The organism is Deinococcus sp. (assembly GCF_018260555.1).
Taxonomy (GTDB): Bacteria; Deinococcota; Deinococci; order Deinococcales; family Deinococcaceae; genus Deinococcus.
This window is the reverse complement of record NZ_JAGLBB010000009.1, coordinates 52,202-58,770: the sequence shown is the minus strand read 5'-3', so window position 1 is coordinate 58,770 and position 6,569 is coordinate 52,202. Positions and strand designations below refer to the sequence as shown.

Below are 6,569 nucleotides of genomic sequence, written 5' to 3'. Positions count from 1 at the left end.
GATCCCGGTGTGCCGTTTGAAGCGTGTGCGGTTCAGCTGTCGGAGGCGTTCAAGGCGGTCGTGGCTCACTCACGCAGCGTAGCTGGGGACTTTCGCAGGAGGTCTATTCAACTGGAATCCGTCCCACGCCCGGGTGTTCCTTCTGCCACAGCAACAAGAAAGCCCCAGCAGCAATGCCGGGGCTTTCCTTGTGGTGCCGAAGATGGGACTTGAACCCACACGCCTCGCGGCGCTAGTCCCTGAAACTAGTGCGTCTACCAATTCCGCCACCTCGGCACACCGTTGGTACTCTCGCCCGCGCACGGGCGCGTTTCAGGGCTCGCTTACTTTATAGGCGAGTGCCGGAACTGTCAAGCCCACCCCGCCGCGTGCGGGGAGCGGCTTCAGGTGACGGGTTCGCCGCGTTCGCGCATGCGTTCAAGCAGTTTAGCGGGTTCGAACAGGCTGGCGCCCGCGCCGTAACGGGCCTGCACAGCGCGGTTGACGAGCCACAGCGCGCCGGCCACGCCCACCAGACTGATCACCAGGCCCGGAATGCGCATCAGGGCGTTCACGGCGGCCACCTGCGCGTTAAAGTCGTCGGTGCCGAATTTGGCGGTCACGCGCCCGTAGTTCACGACGCTGTTCACGACGCCGCCGATCAGGTCCACGACCGCGAACACGACGGTGCCCTGCACCAGTCCCCGGTGCACGGCCGGGTCGCGCATGGCCTGCTGCGTGGCGGCGCGGTGTTCGGGGCTCTCGCCGATGGAACTGGCGTCCAGGAAGACCCGGAACAGTGGCACGCTGGTCGCCGCGCTGATCAGGAACAGCAGGCCGGTCAGGTACGAGCGGGCCGAGTCCTTGATGGCGTACCAGAAGCCGTCCACGTACCAGAAGGCCAGCGCGCCGCTGAGCAGCGCCCCCGCCCCGCCGATCAGGGCGACCGGGCTGACGTTGCGGTTCACGCTCAGGTCCCAGACCACGTACCCGACGGGAATCAGGGCGGCCAGCAGGTACGCGCGGACGTTCCCGGCCGTGCCGCCCCCAAAGACCTGCTCGGCCACGCTGATGCCGCTGCCCAGGATGTTCGGACTGAGAATCAGAATCGGAATGACCAGCGTGAACACCAGGTCCCACACGGTCTTCGGAACGCGGCCCTTCAGGCCGGACTGGGTATCGGGGGCGTCGGGAGTGGGGGTGGGGGCCGCTTGGCTCATGGCTGGCATTCTCTCATCCGCAGGTGAGGAGCGCCGCCCGGCCCCGGATAGCCGATCCCTGACGTGGTGACGGTACGATCTCAGGCATGCGTGTTCTGGAAGTGTTTCTGGTGTTCTTGCGGCTGGGTCTGACGAGTTTCGGGGGTCCGGTCGCGCACCTGGGGTACTTCCGCGCGGAGTTCGTGACGCGCCGCGCGTGGCTGGGCGAGGCGGCGTACGCGGACCTGGTGGCGCTGGCCGGATTCCTGCCCGGCCCGGCCAGTTCGCAGGTGGGCCTGAGCGTGGGCCTGCTGCGCGCGGGCTGGCTGGGCCTGCTGGCCGCCTGGGCGGGTTTCACGTTGCCCAGCGCCGCCCTGATGACCGCGCTGGCGCTGGGCACCCGCCTGGGTGACCCGGGGCAGTCCGGCTGGCTGACTGGCCTGAAGGTCGCGGCGGTCGCGGTGGTCGCGCAGGCCGTGGCGGGCCTGTGGGCGTCGCTGGTGACAGGGCGGGTGCGGGCGGGGCTGGCGCTGGGGACGGCAGCGGCGCTGCTGCTGTGGCCCGGGGCGGGCGCGCAGGTGCTGGCGCTGCTGGTGTGCGCGGGCGTCGGCTGGCGCTGGCTGTCCGGGCAGGTCGGCGCGGGCGGCGCGGCCCTGACGGCCGTTCCAGTGTCCCGCCGGGCCGGGAGCGCGCTGCTGCTGCTGGCCGGGGCGCTGCTGCTGGCGCTACCGCTGCTGGCCGCGCTGGGGCCCGGCTGGGCGATCCTGGACGCCACGTACCGCGCCGGGGCGCTGGTGTTCGGAGGCGGCCACGTGGTTCTCCCGCTGCTCGAAGGCCGGTTCGCGAACGCGCTGCCGCCGGGCACCTTCACGGCCGGGTACGGCGCGGCAAACGCCATGCCGGGACCGCTGTTCACCTTCGCCACCTTCCTGGGCGCCGCCGCGCACGGCCTCGCCGGGGCGCTGATCGCCACGCTGGGCATCTTCCTGCCCGGCGCGCTGCTGATGGTCGGTGCCCTACCCCACTGGGCGGCGCTGGCCGCCCGGCCCGCCGCCCGCGCCGCGCTGGCCGGCCTGAACGCCGGGGTGGTCGGCCTGCTGCTGGCCGCGCTGTACAACCCGGTGTTTACCAGCGCCGTGCGCGGCCCGCGTGACCTCGCGCTGGCCGTGCTGGCCTACGCCGCCCTGACCGTCCTGAGGTGGCCCGCCTGGGCTGTCGTGCTGGCCTGCGCGGGCGCCGGGTGGGCGGCGCTGTAGGAACCAGGGTTCTACACACCGGCCTCGTACTGAAGGCCGTAGAGGGTCAGGAAGCGCCCCACGCGGGCACCCAGGGTCGGCAGGGGCGCCACCTCGCCGCACACCCAGTCCGGCTGGTACGCGCGGCACACGCCGGGGCGCGTGTCGTACACGGCGCACAGGTGCCCGCACCCCCGGTCCGGGCCGAGATGAACGCACGGCACGCCCAGCGGTTTGCCCAGCGCGTGAATGTCCGGCGCGGCGCAACAGGCCCCGCAGGCCGTGCATTCACGCGTGACCGGACTGCGCGGGGCGGCCCCTGCGGGCGGAGTGAACCGGGCCGTTTCCTGCGCGTTCAGGAGCAGCGGCCCGCCCCCGCCTGCCTCTGCGGTCACGCCAGTTCGGCCAGCGCGGCCAGCAGCGCGTCGTTCTCGGCGGGCGTGCCGACGGCCACGCGCAGGCAGCCCTCCAGCAGGTGCAGGCGGTCCTGGCGGCGCACGACAATCCCGCGTGACAGCAGGTGCGCGTAGGTGGTCTCGGCGTCCGGGCAGCGCAGCAGGAAGAAGTTAGCGCCGCTGGGCAGCGCCTGCAGGGTCGGGTGCGCGGTCAGGGCCCCGACCACCCGCGCGCGCTCGCGCAGGCCCTCCCGGACGCGCTCCTGCACGTACGCGGGGTTATCCAGCGCGACTTCCAGGGCCGTCTGGGTCAGCAGGCTGACGTTAAAGGCCGGCACGAGTTTCTGAAGCTGCCCGGCCAGTTCCGGGTGGGCCAGCGCGTAGCCCAGGCGCAGGCCCGCCAGTCCCCAGGCCTTGCTGAAGGTGCGCAGGCTCAGGCAATGGGGGTGCGCGCGGATCAGGTCGCGGTGATCCTGTCCGCTGTACTGGTAGTACGCCTCGTCGAGCACCACGATCCAGCCCTGGGCCGCGTCGATCAGGGCGCGGATGTCGCGTTCGGCGTCCACGTGCCCGGTCGGGGCGTGCGGCTGCGTGATGTACAGCACGCCGGGCTCCCGCGCGGCCAGCTCGGCCTTCAGGGCCTCGACCGGCAGGCTGAAGTCCGCGTTCAGCGGCACCTGCACCAGCTCGGCGCCCAGCAGCTGCGCCTCGAGGGTATACACGCTGAAGGTGGGGCTGACAGTCAGGACCGTCTGCCCGATCCCGCCCAGTTCGGTCAGCAGTTTGATCAGCACGTTACTGCCGGGCGTGACCACTACGCCCGCGGCGTCCCAGTCCTCGAACGCGGCGATGCGTTCCCGCAGGGTGTCGGCGTGCAGGTCCGGGTAGCGGTTCCAGGGGCGGGCCGCCATGCGCGCCAGGGCCTCGGCTTTCAGGTCCGCCGGGAAATCGTAGGGGTTCTCGTTCTGGTCGAGTTTGATGGGTACGTCCAGCGGCGTGAACGGGTAGGCGGGCACGTCGCGCACGGCGGCGCGCACCCCGGCCGGAGTGGTTCCGGCGTCGGCAGAGGGCGTGGAGGTCATGGGGTTCGTTGTATCATACGGATTCCGATTGATTCGGCGCACTTCCGAATCAATCCGAGCGGATGCGAGTAGGAACAGTAGACGGGTTGCGCGGTACGGAGCCGCGGGCGGCGCTTTTCCGACTGTGGCGCAGTGGAGCGGCAGTCCGGATCACCTGCCTCCCGCCGGGCGTCCACCCAGGGCAGACCCGCCGCCGTTCTCGCCGGGCCGCGCGGGCGCACCGACCGGTACCGTCGCCGCACCAGACGCCCGTTTGGGCGCGTGCTACCCTTCCCTGCAGGAGCGCCACGCGCCCACCCCACCACCATGACAGACACCGCCAAACCCCGCCGCGAGCAGATTCTCGACTCGGCCAGCCGCCTCTTCTCGGAGCGCGGGTATCACGCGACCAGCATGCGTGACCTGGCCGGGGACCTGGGCATGCAGGGCGGCAGCCTCTACGCACACATTTCCTCCAAGGAAGAACTGCTGATCGAGATCGTGAATCAGGCGTCCCGGCAGTTCGACGCGACGCTGTTCACGCTGCGCGGCGAGGCCATGCCCGCCGACCAGAAACTCCGCGAGGCTATGTACCGTCACATCCGCGTGGTCGCGGACAACATGGACAGCGCCACCGTGTTCTTCCACGAGTGGAAACACCTGTCGCCCGAGGCGTACGCCCGCGTGACCGGCTGGCGCGACACCATCGACGCCTTCTACCGCGAGCTGATCACGCAGGGCGTGCAGGAAGGCACCCTGCGCGCCGACCTGGACATCAAGATGGCCTCGTACCTCGTGCTGTCCGCCGTGAACTGGGCGTACACCTGGTACCGTCCCGGTGGCACCCTCGGCCCGCGCGACGTGGCCGAACAGTACGCGGACATGCTGCTGGGCGGCCTGCTCCCCCCGCCGGATGGCCACCGTGAGTAACCCCACCGTCACCGTCCCCATACGCGAGGCGCTCCGTTACGCGCAGGGCCGCGCCGAACGCCTGGGCCGCACCCAGCAGCTCGAGATCGGCCCGGACCTGTTCATCCGCATCGGCCCCGGTGGCCGCAAGTTCCTGCTGTTCTGCCTGGACGACGAACCGCAGCGCAGCAACGCCGAAGCCATCGCCGCCGCCCTAGGCCTGAAGAACCCCACCTACGGCTGGCATCAGGGCGCCACGCTGCGCTCCCTGACCGTCATCGAGGAAGGCGCGCACAACGTTCCCGAGTCCGGCCCCGCCGAGGCGAACGACGGCACCCTGTAATACGTGTTCCGTGTGTTTCACTCGGACTGAATCGGCACTGCACCGAATCAATCGGAATCCATATCAGTCCGTCTGGCCAGACCTGTCCCTGAGCAGTCTCGCCACCAGCAGGCTCGTTACCGGAACGACAAAAATAGCCACGCTGACCCCGATCTCGCCAAAACGCAGATACACCAGGAAAAAGATGACAAGGTGGAGAACGACCGCCGCTGTGTAGAGTGCAAGGATTCGCATCAAACCAACTTCCTCCAGAGTGATTCAAATTCCGATTGATTCGGTGCAGTTCAGAATCAATCCGAGCGGACGCGAGTAGGAATAGCAGACGCCCCTTCGCGGTATGGAGCCGCAAGCGGCGCTTTTCCGACTGTGTCGGAATGCAGCGAAGGGGCGTCTGAAGTCTTCCCGTGGCAAGATCGCGGCCCCGCACTGACGGTTCATGCGTTCTGGGACGGCAGGCCCGCCTCGCCCGCAGGAGAAAGTGGGAGTGTCAGCTGCACATCTGCTGACACCCCCACTTCTCTGTGTTCTACCGGTGGACTTCACCGGGCAGGGCCTTCAGTTCTTGGGCTTCGCTTCGAAGGCTGCCTTGAATTTCTGGAGGTCCTCGGCGATCTGCTGGCTGGGTTCCTCACCGAACAGTTTCGCCACAGCCGCGCCGAGCGGGCCGGCCGGGGGACGGTACGAGAGGGCCACGTGCACGCGGGTGCCCCCGCTGGGGAGCGATTCGAACTGCACGCTGCCGGCGTTGTCCACGGTCGCGCCGGGCAGGGAGTGCCAGCCGATGCGCTGGCCGGGCTTGTCGTTCACGATCTCGGCTTCCCACTCGACGTGCGTGCCCAGCGGGGCCTTGGCGACCCAGCGGCTGCGTTTCTCGTCGAGTGCCGTGACGCTCTCCAGGTGGCTCATGATCTGGGGAAGGTTCTCCAGTTTGCGCCAGAAGTCGTACACGTCCTGCGCGGAGCGGTCGATGACGACGCTGTGCTCCACGAAGATCGGCTTGGCAGCGGCGCTGTTGCCGCTCAGTCCGGCCGCTGCCATGACGGGGTCGTTGCCGGTCGCGGCGCGGTACGCGAGGTACCCACCCACGGCCGCCAGACCCAGGCCCAGCACTCCACGTTTACGAAGTCCCATCAGCAGCAGCGCGCCGCCAGCGGCGCCACTGATCATGCGGGTCTGATCCATTCCACCTTCGTTGTTATTGGTCATAATTCGTCCTCCGTAAGGGTCAGTGTAATAACGCCCCGCACCTTCGGGGTGAAGTTCCACGCAGAACCCATTACCTAGCCTTGATCTTCGCAGGGCCGTTCGGGGGAGTGTGGGGCTGTCGTTCGCGGAGTGCATCCTGTGTCCTGTGGCGCGGCACCCGGCAGACACCTGCTTCCAGACGCCTGCTTCCAGACCCCTGTGCGGGCTGGTCTGCGGCGGCAGGCGTTCCTGGGCTACCCTGC

The 6,569-nt window shown here is 69.1% G+C and carries 7 protein-coding genes and 1 tRNA gene; 3 read left to right on the top strand and 5 right to left on the bottom strand.

Annotated features, from left to right (window positions below; translation table 11 throughout):
- Window positions 1–191 precede the first annotated feature (191 nt).
- Together QZ271_RS03320 and QZ271_RS03315 are read right to left on the bottom strand one after the other, a co-directional pair.
- Window positions 192–276 (bottom strand) — tRNA-Leu (locus tag QZ271_RS03320).
- Between the two features lie 107 nt (window positions 277–383).
- On the bottom strand, window positions 384–1,199 hold the full coding sequence (locus tag QZ271_RS03315; protein WP_291428940.1) for a VC0807 family protein: 816 nt from the start codon (window positions 1,197–1,199) through the stop codon (window positions 384–386).
- Between the two features lie 86 nt (window positions 1,200–1,285).
- On the opposite strand from QZ271_RS03315, the gene chrA reads away from it, so the two are divergent.
- A complete protein-coding gene (gene chrA / locus QZ271_RS03310) occupies window positions 1,286–2,434 on the top strand; it encodes a chromate efflux transporter (RefSeq protein ID WP_291428938.1) in 1,149 nt (382 codons plus the stop codon).
- 11 nt (window positions 2,435–2,445) lie between these two features.
- On the opposite strand, the gene QZ271_RS03305 is transcribed toward chrA, so the two are convergent.
- Both QZ271_RS03305 and hisC read right to left on the bottom strand, forming a co-directional pair.
- A complete protein-coding gene (locus QZ271_RS03305; RefSeq protein ID WP_291428948.1) occupies window positions 2,446–2,772 on the bottom strand; it encodes a YkgJ family cysteine cluster protein in 327 nt (108 codons plus the stop codon).
- Between the two features lie 32 nt (window positions 2,773–2,804).
- A complete protein-coding gene (gene hisC / locus QZ271_RS03300; RefSeq protein WP_291428935.1) occupies window positions 2,805–3,890 on the bottom strand; it encodes a histidinol-phosphate transaminase in 1,086 nt (361 codons plus the stop codon).
- Window positions 3,891–4,196: 306 nt separating this feature from the next.
- Here hisC and QZ271_RS03295 point away from each other — a divergent pair, with 306 nt between their 5' ends.
- The gene (locus QZ271_RS03295; RefSeq protein ID WP_291428933.1) at window positions 4,197–4,799 is read left to right on the top strand and encodes a TetR/AcrR family transcriptional regulator; all 603 of its coding nucleotides are present in this window, start codon (window positions 4,197–4,199) and stop codon (window positions 4,797–4,799) included.
- Window positions 4,792–5,121: a hypothetical protein gene (locus QZ271_RS03290; protein WP_291428931.1), complete on the top strand. Its 330-nt coding sequence runs from the start codon at window positions 4,792–4,794 to the stop codon at window positions 5,119–5,121. Before QZ271_RS03295 ends, QZ271_RS03290 begins: the two co-directional genes overlap by 8 nt.
- Before the next feature lie 555 nt (window positions 5,122–5,676).
- Here the strand turns inward: QZ271_RS03290 and QZ271_RS03285 are convergent.
- Window positions 5,677–6,327: an SRPBCC family protein gene (locus tag QZ271_RS03285; protein WP_291428929.1), complete on the bottom strand. Its 651-nt coding sequence runs from the start codon at window positions 6,325–6,327 to the stop codon at window positions 5,677–5,679.
- Between the last annotated feature and the right edge of the window lie 242 nt (window positions 6,328–6,569).

Excerpts from the sequence above, each read along its gene's own strand:
- QZ271_RS03315 (WP_291428940.1), bottom strand. The coding sequence starts at position 1,199 with ATGAGCCAAGCGGCCCCCACCCCCACTCCCGACGCCCCCGATACCCAG.
- QZ271_RS03285 (WP_291428929.1), bottom strand. The coding sequence starts at position 6,327 with ATGACCAATAACAACGAAGGTGGAATGGATCAGACCCGCATGATCAGT.
- hisC (WP_291428935.1), bottom strand. The coding sequence starts at position 3,890 with ATGACCTCCACGCCCTCTGCCGACGCCGGAACCACTCCGGCCGGGGTG.
- chrA (WP_291428938.1), top strand. The coding sequence starts at position 1,286 with ATGCGTGTTCTGGAAGTGTTTCTGGTGTTCTTGCGGCTGGGTCTGACG.
- QZ271_RS03295 (WP_291428933.1), top strand. The coding sequence starts at position 4,197 with ATGACAGACACCGCCAAACCCCGCCGCGAGCAGATTCTCGACTCGGCC.